We start from the raw sequence: 21,813 nt of genomic DNA, 5'->3' as shown, positions 1-21,813 counted from the left end.
TGTTTATTGCTTTGCATTTTGTTTTTAGGCAGTGAGGTATAGGTGGTGAGGCTCCATCTTGTATTGAATTTCGTTATTTTACCACGCTTGAATTTACTCTTATTTTTTATAGGCTTTTATCTAAATTGGCGTAGCGCTGTAAATGTTCAATAAACATCGGGATCTTTTTTGCCAAGTGTTTTCTGGAAGAGTAAAATACATATAAAACCAAATCTTCAGGCTCGTACTCCATTTTTATTATTTCCAGAGAACCTACCTCAATTTCATTACGACAAGATTCGGTTGGCAGTATAGCGAACCCCAAACCAGCTAACGCGCCTAATTTAGCTAAATGTCCACTATTGACTTTAAATGAAGACTTTACCTTTTGGGTTTTCAGCTCACCTTTAGCGTTTTTGAAGACCCACGGTGTCCCATTTAACGCGGTAAAGCTACTGATACAAGGAACATGTTTCAAATCGGTAATGTGGAAAGGTCTTCGCGTAGTCTGAAGGAGTGTCGGAGATGCCACCACCGCACTTGGCCAACATTTAACCTTCTTCGCGACCCAATTAGTGTCTTCGAGACTTCCTCGATGAAAGCTTAAAATGATGTCAAACCGATCAAACAAATCCTCTTTAGGGCTAAGACTCGTATCGCAACATAATGAAATTGATGGATGTTGAGTACAAAACGAAACCACGGCTTGGGCTAAAGCTGGTGCATCAGGCATCAAAACTCTCAGTTGACCCATGACTTCATGGGAGTGCAGTGTCACTTCCTCAAGAGCATCATTCAGTTTGTCTAGCAACGGCTGTGTGCGTAAGTAAAGATGTTCTCCTGCGTCTGTTGGACTGATTCGGCGTGTGGTTCTGTCAAATAGTCTTATATCTAGCCGCTCTTCGAGTAAAGCGATATGGCGACTGACATTTGAAGTCGGCAAAGATAGAAATTCCGCGGCTCGTTTAAAGCTTTTGTTCTCATAAACGCAGTGAAAACTTTTTAGCCACTGCTGATCAATCTTATCAAGCATCTCATTTCATCCCATTAAGTTGGATTATCAAACCCATTTAAACCACTTTATTACCAGAAGTTGGCTTATACAATGTTCCTCACCAAGTTATCTAGTGAGGCATCCCATGAGTTGGTTAGAAAGGTTAATCGATAAGAAGAAGATCATCAGTACACATAAAGCCCTGATTCCTGAGGGAATATGGATTAAATGTCCGTCCTGTGACCAGATTTTGTACCATATAGCCCTCGAGGAAAATTTAGAGGTGTGCCCAAAATGCGATCACCACATGAGGATGTCAGCTCGCCGCCGATTAGATAGCTTTTTGGATAAAGCAGAGCGAATTGAGATTGCTAGTGAATATGAGCCGAAAGATTTGCTGAATTTTAAGGATCTAAAGCGCTACAAGGAACGTCTTGTTCTAGCTCAGAAAAGTACAGGAGAAAAAGATGCGTTAATTGCAATGAAAGGAAAACTTATGGGCTTACCTATTGTGGCCTGTGCATTCGAATTCTCTTTTATGGCTGGTTCGATGGGTGCCGTGGTAGGCGCACGCTTCGTTCAGGCTGTTAATGCAGCTATTGATGCAAATTGTGGATTGGTATGTTTTTCTGCTTGTGGGGGGGCTCGAATGCAAGAATCACTCATTGCATTGATGCAGATGGCTAAAACAAGTGCTGCGTTGAATCAGTTATCAATGGCTAAGTTACCCTACATATCTGTGCTGACCGATCAAACTTATGGGGGGGTATCTGCAAGTGTCGCCATGTTGGGTGATATTAACATTGGTGAACCGAAAGCAAGGATCGGATTTGCAGGACGCCGAGTTATTGAACAAACCGTTCGAGAGAAACTACCAGAGGGCTTTCAGCAAAGTGAATTCCTCTTAGAACATGGTGCTCTAGATATGATTGTGGATAGACGTGAGATGCGCAAACGAATTGGTAGACTGGTCGCTAAAATGACCAATACTACTATTTCACTGGAGATATAGTTTATAGGTCAAGTTATGTGCAAACCTGTTACCAAAAGGAATGGTGACTGATATCATTTTCCATGCGTTTTCTCCCATGTTATTGCTGTCCTCATATTCATAAGCCAAGCGTATGTAGTCCATACAGTGGCACTGCATGCTCTTCCGGTTTGGCCTCGACGGCTCGCCTTGTAATTCGACCTTACTATTCACAATCAATGTGGATGTCCTGGGCTGTACGAAATCCGCGTTCATTAGATCGGTGTTAAAGAGTACATGTTGGCCACGATGCCGTACCCATTCGTGGTGCAATTCACTCTTAACGTTACATGGTGTTATCTGTGCTCCGAATGGTGATAAAAGATCTATCGGACACACTGTTCTGAATCTTTAGCAACCTGAGAGACACATCACTAGGATGTTTACGTTTATCTCTCTTAATTAACTGATTTAAAACTATAAAAATGACCGTCTATTCATGACAGCTTATTTTTCGGTATGTATTTATGATGATTTTGGCGTGTATTGCAGTTGACGGTGGGGAGGAGAACGCTTCTTTTTTGCCGTGTTACCGTGGTTTTGAGCGAGTTTCATTGAGATGAAATTTGGGGAGAGGTCACAATTTTTTTGCATTCCAAAATAGGAAAAAAACGCACCAAATTTGAAAGTGACTATTTTTTGTTCTGATTGACTATCGCCTTATAAAAGCGATAAAAAAATGATGACAGTTACAGGTGAGCTATACTTGGCTAAATAAGTACGCCGACAAGTACGCCAGATGAGAATTTTCGTTTCTCACCAGATAAAGGTGATTATAACTTGTTGATTTAATGGTGCTCCCGACTGGATTCGAACCAGTGGCCTTCCCCTTAGGAGAAGCGCGATATGCTGTTTTATTGAAAATCATCACGTCTCACCATGTCTCACATACCTATTTAAAAACAATTGGTTACGCGATTTCCTTGTCATATTCTGTCTCATCATATATCGTTCTATACCATGTTTTCTGTTGGGCCCCATGTTGGGCCCGAAAATGGTATCGGATTGTCAAAATGACAGAAAAAAAACCAATAAGTACAGATAGACAAATCTCTGCCTTGCGTCTCAAGGAAGGGCAAAAACGTGCTCGTTTCACTGTTACGAGTAAGCATGGAGGCGGACTGCTTGTTGAGCTTCGTGAAGGACGAGAGACGCGCGGTATTTATCGTTATCGTATTGCAGGCAAGCAACATGATTATGTTCTGGGAACCTATCCCGCATGTTCACTCGCGAAATTAAGAAAACTGCACGCGTTTGCTGTTGATCTAGTAAAAAAAGGAATTGACCCAAGGCAATATTTTGCGCAAGAGAAAAAACTCAATGAGATGGCGCTAACTATGGGTGAGTTATTGACGCGATGGCTAGATGCAAAAGCAAGCGAAAACACAGTAAAGCCTCAAACACTCGCTAGGCATTTACAGCGTTGGAATTGTTATTTGAAGAAACATCTCGATAAAGTTCGCTTGTTGGATTTAACGCGATCTCATTTATCTCAAGCATTAGAGATCTCGCGGCGTCAGGCTAAAGATGAGACTCGTAAGGCACTGGGAACGTTAAACCAGATGTTAGATTACGCCATGGTTCATGGCTTTATTGATACTAATCCCGCTCGTTTATTGCGGCCAAAAGATTTTGGTGCAAGTGCAAGTGCGCCAAGAGAGCGCTGGTTGCCTGTTTCTGAGTTGCGTGCACTTTGGAAGGCCTTAGATGATGATTTGGCTAGTGCTGGTGGAGTTAAATCGGGCGGGAAGGGTGTTTCATCAGCGGGAGTTATCTCTTTACCTGCGGCAAATGTTATCAAAATTCTTATTCTGACAGGATGTCGTCGGAGTGAAGTTACACAGATGCGTTTTAGCCAGATTTTAGGTAATCGTTGGGTGATACCTGAAACCAAAAATGGCAAATCACATACGGTCTATCTGTCTACTTTGGCCTTGTCAATTATTGGACTGCAGCGTACTTATTCTACGGGTGATGTTGTATTTCAAACTGACCGTTCCTGCATGCTAGGTGAGAATGTTGCGATACGAAGCGATAGCATAACTAAAGCATTAAACCATTTACGTGTTCGCCGGTTGCCAGAGCTAGAATCATTTACTGTGCACGATCTGCGCCGCAGTGCGGCCAGTAACTGGGCTGAACGATTGGGGACTGAAGAGCGGATCATTGAACGTTGCCTCAACCACCAGCCACAAAACAAACTGGTACGCACATATCATCGTGCTAAGCATGATGATGAAATGAAAGATACGTGGATGCGCTGGGGCGATCTTGTTGCATCAGAAATTGCCAGTGAACCTCGGCCTGACGGTGAGCTGGTGTCAGATAATGTCATCAGCGTGCAATTTGGTCGGCGCTAATGTCTTTAATGTAAAAGATCCCTCATCTGAGCTACGAACTAAGGCCTGCAATTAATCATTGTAGGAGGGGGAATCAATAAAAATACTCTGTTTTCAAACAGAATATCACTCTTTTTCTTGAGAAATAAGACGGTATGTACAAATGGGAGTGAGATTAATTCCGTTTAAGTACAGTGGGGAGTCAGAGAATTATATTTCTGATTCATTCCATTTTTCGAAGTATACACCCCGATGAGTTGTGAGGTGTATCAAGTTTTCTTGATTTTTTCACACGGTGAATTGCATCAATTCTTAGATATGGTTATCTTTCAAATCGTTGCTTTAGTATCAATGTTTATTAAGTTGGTTTCGTGAGTGGCAATGTAAGGGATTTCTGATTTTGATTTTTTATCATGGGCATGCATTTTGTGTGACTATTTTAAATCCGTAGATTTATCTTACGAACCCACGATGTATCATTCTTGCTAAAGTAATTTCATGCCTGTTTAAAATCACGCTGCGCGGCGGTATTTTTAGAGGCTGAACAATATGAATACAATTGCAAAAGCGCCCCGCATTATTCGCATTAAAGAGATGTTGTCTCTTCTGCGCTGCTCACGTGCAACGCTGCATCGTTGGGTCAAGAACGGTTTGTTCCCACAACCAAAAATGGTTGCTGGAAAAACCGTGGGGTGGTTGGAAAGTGATTATCTTACTTGGTTGCAAGATAAAGATAATTCAATGATGTTGTCATTGAAGTAAGAAAATATGGGGCAGATATGATTATCTGCCCTGTTTTTTTGCCTTCGACGTACGTGAGACAAGATGCAGCAAAAGCTTATCTTTTGTTTGCGTGTGACTCATGAGTGTAAATGATTTAACTCATTGATTTATTTTGATATGGCACTAGAAGTAGCGCAATGCAATACCTCGGATATTAATAATATACCGCAAGGCAGAACTACCCGAAAACCAGCGCTCAAGTATTCCAGAAAAGACGAAAAAGGTTTTTCGTATAGAGATATATGGTTTCCTGTATTGTCTGAGGATGGCGAGCTTGATCTGTCCATCATGAAGAAAATTTGCCAACTGATCATTGATGATGCGTTGGTTAAAAGCTCACGTGTATTTGCCGTGCGCTATGATTTCTTCACCCCAGAGTACAGCCGCAATAATCAAGTGATGAGTGACTTCTTGCGGGTATTCAAACGTGAGTTCGGCAAGTTGTACCCTGAGTCTTTTTTTGGCTATTGCTGGGTACGTGAAAAAACTGATACGTCAAGTACTCAGCATTATCATGCGATTTTCTTGTTTAACGGCCACAAGATAAAAAGTGCTTATAAGCTCAATTTGCTAGCGGGAAGTTGCTGGAAAAATGTGAGCCAAGGTCGCTACTGGTGTCCTGAAAATCAGACATATCTTGTCAAACGCGATGATTTTGAGTCTCTGAGAAAGCTAATTCGTCGCTGCAGTTATTTTGCGAAAAAAGAAACCAAAGAGGTTGATTCATCGGTACGACGTATTAATCGAGGTATGGTTAAAGCGGCTGGTCAACGTAAATCACGAGGCCGAGTGCGAAGTGCTAACAAGTCTCCGAGCCCTGCTATGTCAGAAGCCGATGTGCGTAATGCTCACCGTGAACCATTGGTATCGGAAACAAGTCCAGCTTTGCTCGACAGCGTCTTTACGCAGGGTGTGTGGCCTTCATCCATCTGTGCGGTATCTGAGCAGCAGTTACACGAGCCTGTTGCCAGTGCTGATTTGCAAGATTCTATGCCACCGATTGCTGACGCTATTTTGCAGGCAGTCACGCAAGTTCAAGTAAATGACTCTCTGAAAGAGAGCGCAAAACAGAATGCGAAACAGAACTCAGTTAAGTCAGCATCCAAAAGTAAAACTAAGCGGTCTGTCGTGGCGGAGTTGGTGAGTTCAGCAAGCCACCCAGCTTCAGCTCATGCAAAAGCGCATAGACATAATTTCCTGTTTGAAGCGTTCACCGAGGGCGTATCACCGGCAGAGTATCGCGAACGCTACGGATTAACAGCGCAACAATTTAGGGATTACACCCGCGATCTACAGGTGTCGAGCATCAGGAAACTTTTCTGGGCTAAACATCGTATGCAGTGGGCACAATCGTCATTGAGCCTTGATGAGTACATGGCTATCCACCAGCTCAAGACCACCGATGCCAAACGACAGTTGCGCCGTAAACCGATGAGTGCCGAATGGCAAACACATGCCGAGCGTTATTACAGTGACTATTGGCCGCAAGGTGTATCTGTCGCTGCTTATGCCAAGCTGCATAACGTACCGATAACCAGCTTACGTCGTTACGTGGTGAATTTTTCTCAGGGGCTGATTACCCCAAGCATCCTGTTACATTGGATGTGATCTTCATTGATACCTACAGCTGCGCGGCGGTTGGTATGCAATAGGAGATACACTGATGCATTTAAGAAAACGTAAGCGTAAACCACTGCCATCACCGCTACTGTTTTTGTGCGTGGATTACGAACCAAAGACCAAGTACGAATACTGGGTATGGTGGCGTGAACGGTATCGTTATGAGCTCATGAATACCGGAATCAGCATTACCGAGTTTGCTAGGAAGTATCAGCTCTCGCGTAATGCGCTTTATTACCAGCTCAAATGTGCGGGTGGCTATTCAGGGCTTATCCGTGAGTTTTGGGATCTGCACCGTCGCCGTTTTCAACGTTTAAACGAATCGCATGGGGTAACGGTTGATGAATACATTGCGCGTTGTCAGCTGACCCATAAAACAGCTAAACGGCAATTGCAGCAAAAGCCGATGGATGAATACTGGCAGCAGCACCATGACAATTACCATCGCAATTACAAACCCTATGGCTACAGCGTAGCGGCCTATGCCGAAGAGCAGGGGATAGCATCGAGCACAGCACGCCATTACCTGTGTCGGTTTGTAGACCGTAAAGGCAAAGCTCACCGTACTTATGACTATGTGATGAATGAGCTTGCAGAATTGCAGGGCTGGAAACCTATTCAGCAGCAAATCACCGAGAGACTTAAAAAACGCTATCCACTTACGCCATCTGCATAAGTTAAGCGTCAAAAATCATAGCGTCAGCACTGGCTAATCAAGGTGATCACAAGGCGTAAGTGATCACCTTTAAGAACATGATCACATGCAGTAAAATTTAAAAACGCTGACATATTTACGCGTAGATGATCACTTAGCTTGATGGTGGCTAAATTACGCAGTGCATAACGTAGTAATACGCTGCATTGAGCATCAAGTTTAGCGGGTTTCTCACGCAACTGAACGGGCGGTTATAAAGCATGATTGGCTGTGGTGAAATCACTAAATGCTGTAATGAGTTAGAACCGATACTATGACTGTAAATGACCAGAAGGATGGGGAAATGGTTAAGCCCGTAGAGCATAAAGAGGTAAGAGCGAAAGCCCTCGAGTCACTCGAAGCGCGTGCCGCTTATGAGGAGGCCTTGCGCGAATATGATGCCCACATGGAGCAGGAAAAGACAGAAACAAACACCATTCAGCCACCAGCTAAAACTCACACTCACATAAAAAAAACGCCTGAATAGATGGCTACTTGTTAGGCGGAACGGATCTTATTGCTTACCACATCTTTTCCACACCTTCGGCTACAAAACCCTCTGCTCCAAAACACGACATGTAAATCTGTTCAGTATCGGATGACGATACAGGTAACCGTATACTGGGTTTGTGATTTTTGTATCAGCTCTCGAGTGTGATCACTACAGTTGTGCATTCAAGTAGGATGTAGCGCAGGTGTTCAAAGTGTCATCTTTGTTAGAATGATTGTCTAATGCGCTTACTATGGATGCTTATCGTTCACATTCACTCGTTAAGGTCATTGGCCTTCGTTGCACATGATGACTTTGGAAGGTACAGCGAGGTACTTGGCGGAAGGCAAGGTGGCTTGTTTCGCGTATTATAATGGTGTTTGAGAGCCAATTGTCGATTAAAGAGAGTAGTTATGACGGCCAAAGCGTATCTGGGCGACATCATCGGTGGCAGTATCATGTTGCGTGAGAGCAGAGTGGTTGCAGCGCTGCTGTTACAGCATCCAGATGACGACCGTTGGAATGACGCCATTGTTAACGAGAATGCATTGCAAAAAACATCAGTGCATAGTGCCAAGCGAATGTCATCAACCCTGCGCAAAAGACTTGAGCCAATGGGTGAGGATTTTTGGGCAGCATTACTGCAAGTTTCTGATGTGCTAGCGAATCAGATGTTACTGTTGGCCGCAATATGTCAATCGCCTGTTCTAGGGGATTTTATGACGACCGTAGTTGCTGATGCTCGGCGTATGTATCGTGAATCACTGTGTGGTGATGATTGGCATGATTTTATTTTGTCACGGCAACGTGTCATTGATGGTCTCGAACAGTATTCAGAGAGTTCCATTCAAAAAATGGGAAATAACGTATTTAAGATTTTGGCGGATGTAGGTTACCTAGAGTCAGGGCGGTCAAGAAAGCTGAAAAATGTATACCTATTGCCGGAAATGAGAGAGTGGTCTACGCGCCTAGGGTGCTTCAAGGCTTATGACGCTATGGAGTTAGCGCGATGAGTGTACGGTGGGATAGTGAGGCTCAGCTTAAAACACGTTTGGAGCAGGTTGCTGCACGTTTGCAACGCGATAGCTTTTTGAATAACCAAGAGTTGGGTGGTGAGATTGGATTCTATATTTTTGATTATCCACCCCAGTTTGAGTTGGTTGTGCGTGAATATCTAGAATCAAGTCTTTTGCAGGTACGTAAACAAGGATTACGTTTTCTACACCTGAACTTGTTCGAAGAATTACTCGATTTGTTACAGGAGCGAAAGCTGCTGGATAAAGCCTTTGAGCTGGAGCGAAAAAAAGGTACAGAGGAGCTAGCCAAGGCGCTGAAAGGGCCGCTAGAGCAAGGACGGGTGGCGAAACATCTGATGTCTAAAATTCATCCGGCTAATCCGCAATTCGTGCTTTTGTCTGGTCTTGGCCAGTGTTGGCCACTACTTCGAGGCCATAGTTTGCTCAATGCCCTTCACGCGCATATGGGCGCAATTCCTCTGGTTCTGTTTTATCCAGGTCGCTACAACGGTCTTGAGCTGTATCCTTTTGATCTAGACCGCGCTGAAGTGGCAACTGCAAATTATTACAGAGCTTTTCAATTGGTACCTCATGGTTCGAAATACTAAGGGGCAGAATTTACCAAGCCCAAGATAAGCGAATCAGCCAGAGTAAGGTGAGGGCTGCCTACGCCCTATTTTTGTCTCTCAGTGCTGGGTGCCTTACGGCGCTATAACGCAAATTACTAAGCAGCCACGAGAAACGGTAACAGTTATCAATAAACACGGGATCATCGATGCAAATCAAAGAGCTATTTACCAAAAAACTGGATCGTCCAATCAATGGTGTGGTGAAAGCAGAACAATTGGATGAACAAATTATCTGGACTGAGCTGGATGAGTATGTGGTGACCCGTGAGCTTGACCGTCACCTGCGCCACTTTTTCGAAACTTATCTACCAGGCGTAACTCACCCCGATGATCCGAGTGTAGCAGGGAAGATTGGCATCTGGGTTTCCGGCTATTTTGGTTCAGGTAAATCACATTTTATTAAAATTCTTTCTTATCTGCTTAGTAACCAAAAAGCGGTTCATGGTGAGCAGATCAAAACAGCTATCGACTTCTTCAAAGAAAAGATCAGTGACCGCCTACTTTATAGCGATATTCACGCGGCGGTGAATCGCCAAACTGAAGTGATCCTTTTTAACATCGATAGCCGTGCCGATACTGAGGATAAAGAAGATGCCATCCTCAAAGTATTTTTGCGCGTATTTAACGAACGCCTCGGTTTTTGCTCCGATCATCCTCATATTGCTCACCTTGAGCGGGAGCTTGATGCACGCAATCAATACCAAACCTTCAAGACCAAATTTGCAGAGTTAACGAATTCTACGTGGGAAGATGAGCGAGATGCGTATGGCTTTTGCCGAGATGAAATGGCACAAGCGTGGGCTCATGCCACCGGCCAATCCGCTGACTCCTCCGTACAAAGCATGGAAAACCTCGAATCCATGTTTACTCTCGATATTAGTAACTTCTGCAAGTGGGTGCGTGAGTACTTAGATCGCACGGCTCAAGAAAATGGAGGAGAAGGTAAACACATCGTCTTTTTAGTGGATGAAGTGGGTCAGTTCATCGGCAATAACACTCAAATGATGTTAAAGCTGCAGACTATCACTGAAAACCTAGGAACTGCATGCGGTGGGCGCGCTTGGGTTATTGTGACCTCTCAAGAGGACATCGATGCGGTGCTTGGCGATCTTAGCGCGAAAAAAGGGCAAGATTTTTCCAAAATACAAGGGCGCTTTCATACCCGTATCTCTCTCTCTTCATCTAATACCAATGAAGTAATTCAAAAGCGTTTGCTTCAGAAAACAGAGCGCGCGAAAGACGAGTTAGACGAGTTATTTATTCAAAAGGGCGATATTTTACGTAACCAGTTAGCCTTTGATGCAACAACGACCGCCGAGCTAGCTAATTACCGTGATAACGTTGAGTTCGTCGATCACTATCCATTTATTCCTTACCAGTATTTGCTGGTGCAGAAAGTGTTTGAGGCAATCCGTAAAGTTGGGGCAACTGGTAAGAGCCTTTCTCGTGGTGAACGATCTTTGCTAGATGCATTCCAGAATGCAGCGCGCCAGCAAATGAATAAAGGGGTTGGTGTATTAGTACCGTTCTATGCTTTTTATCCAGCCATTGAGTCATTTTTGGATACTAACGTAAAACGTATTTTTGAGCAGGCCGCAGAGAAGCAGAGCCTTGATCCTTACGATATCAATATTCTCAAATCACTGTTTTTAATTCGTTATGTCGATTTAGTTAAATCAACGCTGGATAACCTAGTAACCCTATCAATTGATGAGATTGATACCGATAAGGTTGCCCTTAAAAAGCGGATTGAAGCTAGCTTACATCGCCTAGAAAACCAACTTCTTATTGCCAGAAATGGTGATGAATATGTCTTCTTAACCAATGAAGAGAAAGAAGTTGAGCAAGAGATTAAGCACACTCAGGTTGAGAGTACAGAGACTACGCGTGTACTGTCGAAAATCCTCTTTGACGAGGTAATGGGCGGACGCCGTCAGTATCGCTATTCGGTTAACAAGCAAGACTACCCAGTCACTCGTTTTTGTAACGGTCATCCTTATGATGGCAGCGTACAAACGGATCTGGTGCTCAAAGTGATATCGCCTCTGGATGCTAATTTTGACGGCTATAACGATCAGGGTTGCAAAGCCTTGAGCTTGGAAGGTCAAGGTAGTGTCGTGATCCGTTTACCGGATGAAAAACGGCTGTGGGATGAGTTTGATACGTGGCTTAAAACCGATAAATTCCTCGCTAACAATCGTAGCCAACGGCCAGAGCAAGAGAAGTTATTGGCTGAGAAAGCAATGGAAAATACTCAGCGCCGCAACCGCCTAAAATCACTGTTTGAGGAGTTGGTTAAGCAAGCGCAGATTTTCGCTATTGGTAATGAGCTACAAATCAAGTCAGCTAGCGTCATAAACATGCTGGATGATGCCTATAGCTATGTTATTGAGAACTCATTCCAGAAGCTCAGTTTACTCAAGAGCTGTGGTGCGAATCCGAAGCAAGAGTTGCATGCTGTGATCACGACGGATGATGTTGCACAGTTCAATATGCATCTTGGTGAAGAAGATCCGAATAGCAAAGCTAAAAAAGAAATTGAGTTTTATCTCAACATATCAGAAGAAGCTAACAAGCCGGTTTACCTTAAAGAATTACTTGAGCGCTTCAGTTCGCGTCCGTATGGCTGGAACCGTGATGAAGTGATGTTGCAAGTGGCGCATTTGGTTTTGTTGGGTAAGGCAGCTTTGTCTACGCCGAACGGTGATTTGCCGCTTAATCGTAGCTATGAGCAATTCAACTCAGTGCGAAGCCATACCAGTTTGCGTATTCGCCGAGTTCGCCAGCATAGCGAGCAGCAAATAGTGAAGGCTGCGCGTCTGGCTAAAGATATTTTTCAAAAACCGTTTGATAGCAGCGAAAAAGAGTTAGCAAACAAACTGCAAAGTGAACTCAAAGAATGGCAGCGCTTGCTCAATGAATTTGCCTTCAAAGCAAAGCAGAGTCATTGCCCAGGGCAAGCGGTGGTGGAAAATGGCAAACGGCTGGTGGCGGGTTTATTAGAGCTTGGCAATAACAGCTATGCCTTAATTGAGACACTTTGCGTACAAAGTAATGAGTGGCTTGATTTTGCAGAAGATTTTGAAGAGGTTGAAGAGTTTTATACTCGCCAGTTTGATACGTGGATGCAACTACAACGAGCGCTGAATGAGCAGTTTCGTGCTAACCGCCGTGCGCTTGAGCAAGAGCAGGATGCCGCAGCACTATTTACGCAGTTACAAGCCATCCATGATGATAAAAAGCCATATGCCAAATTGCGTAATGTTGGCTCGTTAGTAGAACAACTGAGCGCTATTAACCAACGCTTAGTCGAGCAGCAGCGTGTATCAAGCTTGCAGGCGATTGAGCAAATTCAGTTGGCAATACAGCCAACAATCAGTGATTTACCGGCTAATCTGCAAAACCAAGCTATGCGGCCTTTTGTATTGCTTAAAGAGCGGATTGCGTCCAGCGTCTCGTTGCATGAGTTGGTCAGCTTAGTTAAAGAAGCGGATGACGAAGAAGACAAAGTGATTGAGCTTATCAACCGTTTTAGTGCTGAACAGCGTGCGGAGGCTGAGCGTATAGAAGCTGAACGAGTAAAAGCGGCTAAAAATTCCGCAGCAACAACGGCAACAGCAGCGACAGAGGTTCAGGAGCCATCAGCGGGTTTGAATAGCGGTACTGCTGCGTACACGGTAGAGAAACCTCCTGTTAGCGTAAAACCCGTGCTCAAGCCGATTGAGCTGGTTTCACCGACAGAACTGCTTGGTGATAGCCATCTGTTTATTGAAACAGATCAGGATATTGAGGCCTACTTGAGCAAGCTACGTAATCGTCTGCAGCAGGCCATTAATAACGGTAAGCGAGTGCGGATTAAGTAATAACGAACATTCTCTCCTCCTGTTTATGTCGGTGACGTGGACGTGAGGAGAGGTGGTTGAACAATCAAAAAAAGGAGCAGCAGATGCTGAGCCGTTTTGAAATAGACAACTTTAAATCCCTAGTCGGTTTTAGCCTGCCGCTTGCTCGCTTTAACTGCCTAATTGGACTCAACGGGGCCGGTAAAACCACCGTTCTACAAGCGCTCGATTTTGCTGCTCATGTGATGAGTGGTGAAGTGCAACAGTGGCTCGATGCTAGAGGCTGGTCGGCCACCGATCTCACCAGCCGGTTGGCAAATGGCAAATCCAATATTGAACTGGCGCTGGAGCTGAATATTGATGGCGTGCCGCTTCGCTGGGAAGCGACCTTCAACCGCTCACGGCTGGCTTGTACTCGCGAGTCAATTGAGGCACTTGGTTACCCCGTTGAGCATTTGTTAACAAAAGAGTTGACGCTGCAGCAACCCCTGTTTGTGTTGCGGGGGGGGAAGTATCGGTTAGCCACCATTCAGCAAAACCAGCCACAGGAAAATCAATGGCAAGATATTCCCTTTACCTATCAGGGGTCACTGCTCTCTCAGCTAAAAGACAATCAGCTCTCCCCCTTGCTACGTAAACTGCGCGAACGCATTAAGGCTATTCGTTCTCTCGATTTGCTTTCGCCGGAGCAGTTGCGGCGTAAAACACGCCTTGCAGATTTAGCCGATGATATCGGTAGCGGTGGTCAGCAGCTAGGTGCTTTTATTCACAAATTGAAAGCGGATGAACGTGATCAGTTGCTTCAAAACTTGCAACGTTATTATCCACAAGTGACCAAAATTCATACCAGCATATTGCGCGGTGGCGCGGTAAAGCTAGAGCTACATGAGCGTTATAACGCTCATGCGAGTGGAACTGATGACATGATCACCGAGGCGCGCCATCTCAATGATGGTATGTTGCGCCTGCTGGCTATTTTAGCCCAGCAATTTAGCCCTTATCAGTTTGTGTTATTTGATGAAGTTGAGAATGGCGTTAATCCAGAGATCACCGAAGCATTGGTAGATGCGCTGGTTCACTCACCCAAACAATTGTTGGTCACGACTCACAGCCCGCTAGTGCTTAATTACTTGGAAGATGACATTGCACGTCAAAGTGTATTGCTGATTTACAAACGGCCAGATGGTGTCAGTCGTGCTATTCGCTTGTTTGATGTGCCAATGGCGGCAGAGCGGTTAGAGTGTCTTTCCCCTGGGGAGTCGATGCTGGATCTGTCTCTGGCTAGAGTCGCAGAGGCTGCCGAGTTGATGGCGATATCTTCCCTCGAGGAGGAATAACCATTGTTACATACATTACTCGTCTTCGGTGAAGGTCCAACAGATATGGGTTGTAGCCGGAATGCTCAAGCCTATGCGCATGGCGATAATCTTGAAGTTGGTCCTATCTTGCGCCTGGCTCATCGGCTTTTGGTGCGCCATTTACCTGAGTGGAATGCAGACCTATTCGATTTGCAGCAGGAGCATGCTATTCCATCGGTATTAGTTGCCCCTGCAGAAATGAGGCTCTTGGTAAAAAGATCCGCCATCAAATTGCCCAGTAAAAAGACCAAGCAAGGTTATCTCATTCATAGCAAGCGAGCAGCAGTATTAGGTGAGCTAGCGCAACAAACGGGTGCTGCCACAGAGGCCCAACTGGCGATCTATTTTCATGACACAGACGGCACTAATAGTGATCCTCATGATCCGTTCGACCTAGTGCAGGCTATAAACGAAGGCTTTCGAGCTGCAGGCTTTGCTGAACGCGGTATCGCGATGGTGCCGCAGCCTACATCTGAGGCTTGGTTTATTTGCTCGTGTAAACCCGATGCCTATCAGCATTGTGCTCAGCTTGAAACCCAGCTATCAGGTAATGATCGCTCACCTATGCGAGCTCCGAAAGCGGTGTTGGGGCAACATTTGGGAAATCCTGATTATCATCGCGGCGATCTCTTACCGGTTGTTAATACCATCGAACTAGACAGGTTGGATATGCCGACCTTTAACCAGTTTCGCGATGATGTAAAACAGCGGATCAGCAATTTATGCGGGGCAGTTAGCGATTAAGCTCTACTCCTGCTAGCACACGCTGCTCGAATAAAAATGATGAGAACAAGATGAACACTAACAATCTCAAAAAAGTTGCACCTCGGGCGCGTAGCGCCTTTATCAAAGCCATGGTTGCCCGTGCCGGAGAATTCGGTATCACCGCAAAGGGAGTCAGTGCCCCTAGCGTGAGTGGTGATGTACTGCAAGTCGCGGGTTTTACGCATCCGGCGCGTTTTGCTCCAGCCATTAACCGCCTGCAAGAGCGGGTAACAAGTCTGGGGTTTGCTCAGCTGATTGAGCAAATGGCTTACACGTGGTTTAACCGTTTTTGTGCTATTCGCTTTATGGAGCTTAAAAGCGAAGAGGGCTACCTTGAGCATGGTGTGCGTTTGCTTTCACATCCAACGCAGCCACTGGGTTTTGAAGTGCTCGATCGCGCCCCTGAAGTGATTGAATCATTGATCAGTGAAGGGATTAATCTGAATAAACCGGCTCTGCTTGATCTCATGCTGGCGGGTAACGAGCAAGAAGCGCTCTTCCGTGAGCTGTTGCTGGGTCAGTGCCACCGACTGCATCAGGCGATGCCTTTTCTGTTTGAAGCCATTGATGATGAAACCGAGTTATTACTGCCTACTGGCCTCACCCGTACCGATGCGTTTTGGCGTGAGCTGGTGGATGAGATTCCTGAGCAGGATTGGGCGCAGGTCGAAGTCATTGGCTGGCTATATCAGTTTTATATCAGTGAAAGGAAAGATGAGGTTATCGGCAAGGTTGTAAAATCTGAGGATATTCCGGCAGCAACTCAGCTTTTTACCCCGAACTGGATTGTGCAGTATCTGGTACAAAACTCATTGGGCCGCTATTGGCTGCAAACGTATCCTGAATCAAGCCTTGCCGCAGAGATGCCTTACTACGTGGCCACCGGTGAACAACCGGCAGAGGTATTGGCGCAGTTAGCCCAGTTAACACCAAATAGCATTGAGCCTGAGTCTATCAAGGTGCTTGATCCCGCTTGTGGCTCAGGCCACATTCTGGTAGAAGCCTATAACATTCTCTATCGTATTTACGAAGAGCGTGGCTACCGTAGCCGTGAGATTCCGCAGCTGATCCTCACCCACAACCTTTATGGCCTCGATATTGATGATCGCGCTGCTCAACTGGCAGGTTTTGCGTTGCTGATGCGCGCGCGCCAAGATGACCGTCGTCTTTTCTCTCGCGAACTAAGCCTCAACATCTATGCCCTGCAAGAGAGCCGTTCGCTCAATATACCCAAGCTGTGGCAGGCACTGAACTTGAATGCCGATTGGAATAGAGGCCAAGTGCAAGACTTATTTGCTAGCGAAGAGGTTGCCAGTTCGCCGAATACGATAGCGGCTAATGATTCGCGCTTAGGCCTGCTGAATGATTTGCATCAGCGCTTTCTATCGGCCAAAACGTTGGGCTCGTTGATTGAGGTACCTGCTGAGCAAGCAACCGCAATTGATGAGTTGGCGGCTACTTTGCACAGCTTAAGCCTTAACGGTGATACCCAACAAAAACCGGCAGCCCGAACACTGCTGCCGCTGCTCAAGCAAGCCAGCGTACTCGCCAAACGTTATGATGCCGTTATTGCCAACCCGCCTTATATGGGTAGCAAGGGGATGAATGCGGAGCTTAAAGAGTTTGCCAAAAAGCAGTTCCCCAACAGTAAATCAGACCTGTTTTCCATCTTTATCGAACGCAATCTGGATCTCACCACCGCTGCAGGTACGGTTGCCATGATCACCATGCAAAGCTGGATGTTCCTCTCCTCGTTTGAGGCATTACGCGCCCGTATTCTGGGGCAGCACACTATTCTGGGAATGGCCCACTTGGGTGCTCGCGGCTTTGACAGTATCGGTGGCGAGGTAGTATCTACTACAGCCTTTGTATTGGCGCAAACCCATTTACCAACCTATCAAGGTGCTTATTTCAGGCTGGTGGATGGGGGCTCTGAAGCGGAAAAGGCGGCGATGTTTAAGGCTGCATTGAGGTAGTTTATGAGTAAGCAACCAGTGAAATTTTTTGTCTCTTACGCCCACGCGAATCACCGTGCGAAAGAGCAATTGATGGCGCTGCTTACCGAGCAAACGGCAGTTGCCAAGCGGTTTGACTATCAATATTGGAGTGATAGCAAGTTAACCCTTGGCGACCATTGGGGCGACGAGATTGCCCGCGCTCAGGTGCAAACCGATTTTGGCATGCTGCTTATTTCCCCAGCGTTTTTAGCATCTAAGTTTATTGTGGAGCAGGAGCTGCCGACTTACCTTGCGCATGGCGGCAAGCGTTGTTTTCCGCTGATGTTGGCACCAGTGGATTTTGATCGCCACGACTTAAAAGGGCTACAAGACCAGCAAATCTATCGTCTGCATTCGACAGATTTTAACTCGCCCCGCGCCTTTACCGAATTAAAGGGCAAGCGTAAAGCTGAATTTGCCCATGGAGTGTTTGCTCAGATTGATGATTGGCTCGCGGCAAACCTGAAATAACCGAACTGAACAAATTGAATTAAGAGGTGGCTTTATGAGCCAACAACAAAATAACGACATGCAACAACACTTTTACCGCGCCTCGACAGCGGATTTTGGTAAGATCCCGGGGCGAGCGATTGCGTACTGGGCGTCTGACAAAGTTCTTATGACTTTTGCAGACAACCAACCAATATCAGACAAAATCGAAACACGAGAAGGACTTACAACAGGTAGTAACGACCTATTTCTGAGATTATGGCATGAGGTCTCTTTCGAAAAAATAGGTTTTGGAATAAAAGATTCCGAGCATGCAAAAAAAAGCGGAAATAGATATTTCCCCTATGTAAAAGGAGGTGACTTTAGACGGTGGGCAGGGAACTATGAGTATGTCGTTAATTGGTATGACGACGGTGCGGAGCTTCGAATCTTTAAAGACCCTGTGAGTGGTCGGGTTAGATCGCATAATTACAACGGCGACTATGGTTTTCGAGCAGGTTTTACTTGGTCAGGTATTTCAAGTGGGACGTTTGCTGTACGGACAGTCACAACTGGGTTCATGTTTGATGCAAAAGGCCCCATGGGATTTTCTAACGAAATTGAAAATCAGGGACTCTATGAAGCTTTTTTTAATAGCAAAGTTACGAATCATTTATTGAAAATGTTGGCCCCTACGCTCGATTTCAAGTTGGGCCATATACTTAATTTGCCCGCGCCGAATGTAAGTAATAATAAACTTGGTTTAAACAGAAATAAGTGCGTTGATCTGGCGTTGCAAGACTGGAATGCTTTGGAAACTTCTTGGAGCTTTTCTAAAGCAGATTTACTCCAATTTGATAACAGTCCATGCATTAAGGATTGCATTCAAGAGCTTCGGAGCAATATGCACGAAACCACCCTCGAAATGCAGCGGCTCGAAGAGGAAAACAACAAGATCTTTATCGACGCCTACGGCCTACAGGATGAATTGACCCCCGAAGTCCCCTTAAGTGAAATCACCCTCACCTGTAATCCGCACTATCGTTATGGCGGCAATCTGACCGACGAAGAGCGCGAGGCACACTTGCAATCGGACACCATCTGCGAGCTGATTTCCTACGCCATCGGCTGCATGATGGGCCGCTATTCACTCGACCGCGAAGGGCTAGTGTACGCCCATGCCGGTAATGAGGGCTTTAAAGCGCTGGTGGAGGAAGGGGCGTATGCCACCTTTGCCGCCGATGAAGATGGCATCTTGCCACTGAGCGCAGAGAGCTGGTTTGCTGATGATGTGGCGGCACGCTTTGAAGCCTTTGTGCGCACAGTGTGGGGTGCGGAGCAGTTTGAAGAAAACCTGCAATTTATCGCCGATAGCCTGTGCTTGAGTGCCATTAAGCCGGTGAAAAAGGGCGGTGAAACCTCCCGTGAAACTTTGCGCCGTTACCTCACTACGCAATTCTACAAAGATCACCTAAAAACCTATAAAAAACGCCCAATTTACTGGCTGTTTAGCTCTGGTAAAGAAAAGGCCTTTGAGTGTTTGGTTTACCTGCACCGCTATAACGAAGCCACCTTACCACGGATGCGTACTGAATACGTGACGCCACTGCTTGGCCAAATAGCCAGCCGTATTGAGCGCAAACGCATGGAGCAAGCAGAAGCGAGCACCAGTGATGCTAAGCGCATTAGCAAAGAGATAGATAGCCTCACCAAGCAGCTCGCCGAGCTGCGTGCGTTTGATGATCAGCTGAAACACCACGCTGATATGCGTATCAGCCTCGATTTGGATGATGGCGTTAAGGTTAACTACGGCAAATTCGGCACGTTACTGAGTGATGTAAAAGCCATCAGCGGTGATAAAGGCGAGTGATGTATTGAGGTTCAGGTGTCAGTAAATTGTCGCCTGAACACATGATGTAGTTAGAATAGTGCTTCGGATTTTGGAGAAAATAGCCTATGCATATCACTCATCTTTACCTGAATGGCGTTGGCCCTTTGGTGCAATCCCCCATCGAACTAAAAGATCACTGGCGAGGTGGGGCACATTCACAGGTGTTGTTTACCGGTCCGAATGGTTGTGGCAAATCAACGGTATTACGCGCGATCGCCATGCTGTGGGAGGCCGCAGGCTGGTGGATTGATCAGCAAAAAGCGTTACCACAAAATCATGTTGCGAGGGCTTGGTTACAGCGGTGGGAAGGCATCATCATCATTTTTGATCAACTCGCGCCTTTTACCCATCAGCCAGTGGGTTTGTTGTTTGGTAATGCAGAGTGGATAGGCAGTGTGAAAGCGGAACACCCGAATGTGGCATGGATAGGGGAAACGGTTGCCAAAACTGGAAAGCCGGGTAAACCGAAGCGAGAGTTGCAGCTTCCTGCTGACGATTGGATGCATGAGCTGACAGCAGAGCGTCGCCGAATGTTGCTGAGTTACGATAAAGTGGATGTTCCGAACATCATCTATCTTGATGCGGAAGAGCGGCGTTGGGTAAATCCAAAACGCAATGTAGGCTCACCGGAGCCAGACCTGTTGAGTCAGCGTTGGCTGACTCGTTATCTTGTCAATGATGATTGGAAAGGGCAGTTAGAGCCCTCACTGATTGCTCTTAAAACCACCCAGTTGCATAAATTTCATGAGGTGCTGCGTAATCTGAACCTGTTTTTGCAAGGCAAAGAGATTGAGTCGGATATCGCTCCCGGTGAAAATCGTCTGAGTGTCAAGATTAAGGGGCAGCGCGGCGTGCGCCACTCACTCGACGAACTGAGTGCCGGTGAGCATCAGGTATTGATTCTTGTTTATCTCATTAGCCGCTGGTTACAACCCGGTGGGATTGTGTTGATTGATGAGCCTGATCTCTATCTACATCCTTCATTGGTCAGTGGCCTGCTCGCCAATCTCGAACGACTGGTGGCTGGTAAGCAAGGCCAATTGATCCTAACTTCCCATAGTATTGATATTTGGCAGCGTTATGAACAGCAAGGGCTGCGTATTGAATTGCAGGGAGCGTGGGCATGAGCTGGCTGGATAACAAACAGAAAGATATCAAACAGCAATATGTTGGCGCTACGGGCAAGAGAGTTTTGCTGGTTGAAGGGCCTGATGATGTTCATGCTTTCAGTGCCTGGTTGGGGAAAATAGATGCAAGCTGGGAAAACCGCTGGGCCGTAGCAGAGGCAGGAAAGAAAGCAAGTGTATTGGGACTGCTGACGCGTGAGCCTAATTGGGTTGGCGTTGTAGATCGTGATGAATGGTCTGCCGAGGTGATTGCTGATAAGCAACAAGCTCTGCCAAATCTATGGGTTCTACCTCGTTTTTGTTTGGAAAATTATCTGTGTGATCCGGCGGAGCTCTGGGCCATGTTGCCAGAGGTGCAGAAGCTGAAGATTCAGGGGGGAGAGCAGGCATTACATGCCGCCATCACTGAGAATTTGCCTATGTGGCGCCAGCACGGTGCATTATGGCATGTGATCAACCCATTGTGGGAAGGGTTGCGTGCGCTGGGGTTTAAGGAGCGGCTTCTCGATATTCAGCTGGCGGACGATGAGAACGCTATCCGGCAAACGCTGAATGAATGGCATCAGTATTTATCGCCTGAACAGATCTGGACGAACTATCAAACCTGTTTAGCCGAGATGGCCGTTTGGCCAGAACCAATGCAATTGCAATGTGCTGTTCATGGCAAGCATTTCTTTCCAAATGTTGTGCATAGTGAGTTAAGTCGATTGCTCGGTGAGCACGCTAAGGCGAGTCAGCGACAAAATCTGTTATTACAGAGTGCTCCGCCTCCGGCAGATCTTGCCCCTCTTTGGCAAAAAATGGGTTTGCAGCATTAAATTCTTGAGATG

At 46.0% G+C, this 21,813-nt stretch carries 16 protein-coding genes and 1 pseudogene; 16 read left to right on the top strand and 1 reads right to left on the bottom strand.

Annotation, left to right across the window (positions count from 1 at the left end):
* Positions 1 to 106 precede the first annotated feature (106 nt).
* Positions 107 to 1,012, bottom strand: a complete 906-nt coding sequence (locus LQ901_RS09645; protein ID WP_233672201.1) for a LysR family transcriptional regulator — start codon at positions 1,010 to 1,012, stop codon at positions 107 to 109.
* A gap of 106 nt (positions 1,013 to 1,118) precedes the next feature.
* On the opposite strand from LQ901_RS09645, the pseudogene accD reads away from it, so the two are divergent.
* The 16 genes and pseudogenes from accD to LQ901_RS09565 all read left to right on the top strand — a co-directional run.
* Positions 1,119 to 1,961, top strand: a pseudogene (accD, locus tag LQ901_RS09640) (acetyl-CoA carboxylase, carboxyltransferase subunit beta); the annotation flags it as partial.
* Between the two features lie 1,055 nt (positions 1,962 to 3,016).
* Positions 3,017 to 4,363: a site-specific integrase gene (locus tag LQ901_RS09635; protein ID WP_233672200.1), complete on the top strand. Its 1,347-nt coding sequence runs from the start codon at positions 3,017 to 3,019 to the stop codon at positions 4,361 to 4,363.
* 528 nt (positions 4,364 to 4,891) lie between these two features.
* Positions 4,892 to 5,104 carry an AlpA family transcriptional regulator gene (locus LQ901_RS09630; RefSeq protein WP_233672199.1) on the top strand — a complete coding sequence of 71 codons (213 nt, stop codon included), beginning with the start codon at positions 4,892 to 4,894 and terminating at the stop codon, positions 5,102 to 5,104.
* Positions 5,105 to 5,227: 123 nt separating this feature from the next.
* A complete protein-coding gene (locus LQ901_RS09625) occupies positions 5,228 to 6,733 on the top strand; it encodes an inovirus-type Gp2 protein (RefSeq protein WP_233672198.1) in 1,506 nt (501 codons plus the stop codon).
* A 55-nt stretch (positions 6,734 to 6,788) separates the two neighbouring features.
* A complete protein-coding gene (locus LQ901_RS09620; RefSeq protein WP_233672197.1) occupies positions 6,789 to 7,421 on the top strand; it encodes a hypothetical protein in 633 nt (210 codons plus the stop codon).
* Between the two features lie 322 nt (positions 7,422 to 7,743).
* Positions 7,744 to 7,926, top strand: coding sequence for a hypothetical protein (locus tag LQ901_RS09615; protein ID WP_233672196.1), 183 nt, complete (start codon positions 7,744 to 7,746; stop codon positions 7,924 to 7,926).
* Positions 7,927 to 8,342: 416 nt separating this feature from the next.
* Positions 8,343 to 8,942: a DUF1819 family protein gene (locus tag LQ901_RS09610; RefSeq protein ID WP_233672195.1), complete on the top strand. Its 600-nt coding sequence runs from the start codon at positions 8,343 to 8,345 to the stop codon at positions 8,940 to 8,942.
* Positions 8,939 to 9,553 (top strand): DUF1788 domain-containing protein, encoded by a 615-nt coding sequence (locus LQ901_RS09605; protein WP_233672194.1) that lies wholly within the window; start codon positions 8,939 to 8,941, stop codon positions 9,551 to 9,553. The genes LQ901_RS09610 and LQ901_RS09605 overlap by 4 nt, the downstream gene beginning before the upstream one ends.
* Positions 9,554 to 9,720: 167 nt before the next feature.
* Positions 9,721 to 13,437, top strand: a complete 3,717-nt coding sequence (gene brxC / locus LQ901_RS09600; protein WP_233672193.1) for a BREX system P-loop protein BrxC — start codon at positions 9,721 to 9,723, stop codon at positions 13,435 to 13,437.
* A gap of 56 nt (positions 13,438 to 13,493) precedes the next feature.
* Complete coding sequence (locus LQ901_RS09595; RefSeq protein WP_233672192.1) at positions 13,494 to 14,753, top strand: AAA family ATPase; 1,260 nt, start codon at positions 13,494 to 13,496, stop codon at positions 14,751 to 14,753.
* A 3-nt stretch (positions 14,754 to 14,756) separates the two neighbouring features.
* Positions 14,757 to 15,518, top strand: coding sequence for a hypothetical protein (locus LQ901_RS09590; RefSeq protein ID WP_233672191.1), 762 nt, complete (start codon positions 14,757 to 14,759; stop codon positions 15,516 to 15,518).
* A gap of 50 nt (positions 15,519 to 15,568) precedes the next feature.
* Positions 15,569 to 17,515: a BREX-1 system adenine-specific DNA-methyltransferase PglX gene (gene pglX / locus LQ901_RS09585; RefSeq protein WP_233672190.1), complete on the top strand. Its 1,947-nt coding sequence runs from the start codon at positions 15,569 to 15,571 to the stop codon at positions 17,513 to 17,515.
* Between the two features lie 3 nt (positions 17,516 to 17,518).
* The gene (locus LQ901_RS09580) at positions 17,519 to 18,007 is read left to right on the top strand and encodes a toll/interleukin-1 receptor domain-containing protein (RefSeq protein WP_233672189.1); all 489 of its coding nucleotides are present in this window, start codon (positions 17,519 to 17,521) and stop codon (positions 18,005 to 18,007) included.
* 34 nt (positions 18,008 to 18,041) lie between these two features.
* Positions 18,042 to 19,835: a BREX-1 system adenine-specific DNA-methyltransferase PglX gene (gene pglX / locus LQ901_RS09575; protein WP_233672188.1), complete on the top strand. Its 1,794-nt coding sequence runs from the start codon at positions 18,042 to 18,044 to the stop codon at positions 19,833 to 19,835.
* Positions 19,836 to 19,921: 86 nt separating this feature from the next.
* Positions 19,922 to 20,983 (top strand): AAA family ATPase, encoded by a 1,062-nt coding sequence (locus LQ901_RS09570; protein WP_233672187.1) that lies wholly within the window; start codon positions 19,922 to 19,924, stop codon positions 20,981 to 20,983.
* A complete protein-coding gene (locus LQ901_RS09565; protein ID WP_233672186.1) occupies positions 20,980 to 21,801 on the top strand; it encodes a DUF4435 domain-containing protein in 822 nt (273 codons plus the stop codon). The genes LQ901_RS09570 and LQ901_RS09565 overlap by 4 nt, the downstream gene beginning before the upstream one ends.
* The last annotated feature ends 12 nt before the right edge of the window (positions 21,802 to 21,813 follow it).

It is taken from the genome of Plesiomonas sp. PI-19 (genome assembly GCF_021368255.1).
GTDB classification, from domain to species: Bacteria; Pseudomonadota; Gammaproteobacteria; order Enterobacterales; family CAMTGL01; genus Plesiomonas; species Plesiomonas shigelloides.
Note: the sequence above shows the minus strand (reverse complement) of the source record. Positions and strands in the feature narration are given on the sequence as shown.

Bases quoted from the DNA above. Each gene is read 5' to 3' on its own strand.
- LQ901_RS09645 (WP_233672201.1), bottom strand. From the start codon at position 1,012: ATGCTTGATAAGATTGATCAGCAGTGGCTAAAAAGTTTTCACTGCGTT.
- brxC (WP_233672193.1), top strand. From the start codon at position 9,721: ATGCAAATCAAAGAGCTATTTACCAAAAAACTGGATCGTCCAATCAAT.
- LQ901_RS09610 (WP_233672195.1), top strand. From the start codon at position 8,343: ATGACGGCCAAAGCGTATCTGGGCGACATCATCGGTGGCAGTATCATG.
- LQ901_RS09570 (WP_233672187.1), top strand. From the start codon at position 19,922: ATGCATATCACTCATCTTTACCTGAATGGCGTTGGCCCTTTGGTGCAA.
- pglX (WP_233672188.1), top strand. From the start codon at position 18,042: ATGAGCCAACAACAAAATAACGACATGCAACAACACTTTTACCGCGCC.
- LQ901_RS09565 (WP_233672186.1), top strand. From the start codon at position 20,980: ATGAGCTGGCTGGATAACAAACAGAAAGATATCAAACAGCAATATGTT.
- pglX (WP_233672190.1), top strand. From the start codon at position 15,569: ATGAACACTAACAATCTCAAAAAAGTTGCACCTCGGGCGCGTAGCGCC.
- LQ901_RS09620 (WP_233672197.1), top strand. From the start codon at position 6,789: ATGCATTTAAGAAAACGTAAGCGTAAACCACTGCCATCACCGCTACTG.
- LQ901_RS09615 (WP_233672196.1), top strand. From the start codon at position 7,744: ATGGTTAAGCCCGTAGAGCATAAAGAGGTAAGAGCGAAAGCCCTCGAG.
- LQ901_RS09635 (WP_233672200.1), top strand. From the start codon at position 3,017: ATGACAGAAAAAAAACCAATAAGTACAGATAGACAAATCTCTGCCTTG.
- LQ901_RS09605 (WP_233672194.1), top strand. From the start codon at position 8,939: ATGAGTGTACGGTGGGATAGTGAGGCTCAGCTTAAAACACGTTTGGAG.
- LQ901_RS09630 (WP_233672199.1), top strand. From the start codon at position 4,892: ATGAATACAATTGCAAAAGCGCCCCGCATTATTCGCATTAAAGAGATG.
- LQ901_RS09580 (WP_233672189.1), top strand. From the start codon at position 17,519: ATGAGTAAGCAACCAGTGAAATTTTTTGTCTCTTACGCCCACGCGAAT.